This window comes from Saccharopolyspora thermophila (assembly GCF_014646075.1).
GTDB lineage: Bacteria > Actinomycetota > Actinomycetes > Mycobacteriales > Pseudonocardiaceae > Saccharopolyspora > Saccharopolyspora thermophila.
In genome coordinates this window covers 1-1,471 of sequence record NZ_BMMT01000040.1, presented here as the reverse complement: position 1 = coordinate 1,471, position 1,471 = coordinate 1, and the positions used below count along the sequence as shown (strand labels likewise).

Genomic DNA, 1,471 nt, shown 5'->3' with positions numbered 1-1,471 from the left:
GGGGGGTGTTCCTATGGTTTTGTCAAGCGGCGGCTGGGGGTGCCGGGGGTTGGGTTGTGGGGCGGGTTGGCTGGTAGAGGGTCTTGTTGCGGAGCATGGCGAACAGGACGTCGCAGCGTCGGCGGGCGAGGCAGATCAGGGCGGCGTTGTGTTTCTTGCCTTCGGCTCTCTTGCGGTCGTAGTAGGCGCGGCTGACCGGGTCGGACAAGGCGGCGAACGCGGCGAGGAAGAAAGCGCGCTTGAGCTTGCGGTTGCCGGTGCGGGCTGGATGTTCACCTCGGATGCTGCTGCCGGAGCGGTGGGTCACCGGCGCGATGCCGGCATAGGCGGCCAGGTGCGCGGAGCTGGCGAAGGCGGAGGCGTCGCCGATCTCCAACAGAATGCGGGCGGCGGTCCTGACCCCGATGCCGGGCATGGAAGTCAGGACCTCGGCAAGAGGGTGCGCATCAAGTATCCCGTCGACCTCGACTGCGAGGGCTTTCCGTTGCTCCAGCACGGTTTTCAGGCTCTCAGCCAACCTCGGCAGCACCGTGTCCGCTGCTGCGGCGCCGGGAACCACCACGGTCTGCTCGGACAGCGCGGCGAGGATGTCGGCGACCAGCCGCTCGCCCATGCGGGGAGCGTGTTTGGTCGCGATCGAGATCAGCTTGCGGCGGCTGGTGTTGGCCAGGCCGATCGGGCCGCCGCAGCGGGACAGGATCTCCAGCACCGCGGTGTGGGTGACGCGGGGTCCGAGGGCGCGTTCAAGGGCGGGGTGGATGCCGGTGAGCAGGCCGCGGATCCGGTTACTGATCCGGGTGGCCTCGGCGGCCAGGTCGTCATCGAACCCGACAAGCACTCCGAGCTCGGCCAGGGCCTCGTCGCCGACGTCGACTTGGCGCAGCGTGTGCGGCAGAGTGCGGGCGGCATCGGCGATCACGAAGGCATCGCGGGCGTCGGTCTTGGTGTTGCCTGGGTAGAGATCGGCGATCCGGCGCATGGCCAGTCCGGGCAGGTAGGCGACCTGGTGCCCGCAGGCCCGAGCGACCGCGACCGGCAACGCGCCGATCGTGGCGGGTTGATCGACCACGACCAGCAGCGGACCGTGCCCAGCGAGCTTGTCGAACACCGCCCGGAGCTTCGGTTCGCTGTTGGGCAGCGGCCCGTCATGCAGCCGCTTCCCGGACGGGTCCAGGCCCACGGCGTGGTGCTCACCCTTGCCCACATCCAGACCAAGGAACACGCCGTACGTGCTGGTCATCCGCCCCGTCCTTCGTGTCGAGGTTGCTGGTCACCAGTCAGGCACCGACGGCCGGCAGCCACGTTACGACGAGACCTGCCCGCAGGCGGCCGTGTCCCTATGAGCGGTCCACCGATGCCACCAGGCCCGGTGACACCACCCCCCGGATCATCCGTTCGACTGGGGGACAAAGTCATGCCGAGCCTGGCGACCAGAGCTCCAAGATCAGAGCCGCGAAAACGGTAACGGGGG

At 68.7% G+C, this 1,471-nt stretch carries 1 protein-coding gene; it reads right to left on the bottom strand.

Going from position 1 to position 1,471, the window contains the following annotated elements:
* Positions 1-22: 22 nt before the first annotated feature.
* Positions 23-1,240 carry an IS110 family RNA-guided transposase gene (locus tag IEY17_RS24950; RefSeq protein ID WP_188991917.1) on the bottom strand — a complete coding sequence of 406 codons (1,218 nt, stop codon included), beginning with the start codon at positions 1,238-1,240 and terminating at the stop codon, positions 23-25.
* Positions 1,241-1,471 lie beyond the last annotated feature (231 nt).

Coding starts and splice junctions, on each gene's coding strand:
- IEY17_RS24950 (WP_188991917.1), bottom strand. CDS start 1,240: ATGACCAGCACGTACGGCGTGTTCCTTGGTCTGGATGTGGGCAAGGGT.